At 52.7% G+C, this 332-nt stretch carries 1 protein-coding gene; it reads right to left on the reverse strand.

Annotated elements, in window-relative coordinates; all coding sequences use genetic code 11:
- On the reverse strand, nucleotides 1-332 hold a 332-nt coding region (locus KDM89_RS20955; RefSeq protein ID WP_212689760.1), incomplete at both ends, for a serine hydrolase domain-containing protein.

The raw sequence follows: 332 nt of genomic DNA on the forward strand, positions 1-332 counted from the left end.
GTGAGCTGTGACGCGCTTTGGCCCGGCTCAGAAATTCAGGTAAGCCGCTGGTATGGTTGAGCAACTGACTAACCGTAATACGTTTGCTGACGGCCACAGGCAACCAGCTCGCATCGAGGAATTTATCCAGCGTATCATCGTAGGAAAGGCGTCCCGCTTGCACCAGCTGCGCGATCGCCACCGCTGTGAACATCTTACCGACTGAGGCGATATTGAATTTTGTATCCAGCTTATTCGGCACATGGTAGCGCTGGCTGGCTTCACCGCACACCGATTCAAATAAAACCTGGCCATGTTTTGCAATCAGCACTGCACCGGAAAATTCATCAGCC

The organism is Cognatundibacterium luofuense, assembly GCF_018139685.1.
In the GTDB taxonomy this organism is placed as follows: Bacteria; Pseudomonadota; Gammaproteobacteria; order Burkholderiales; family Burkholderiaceae_D; genus Undibacterium; species Undibacterium luofuense.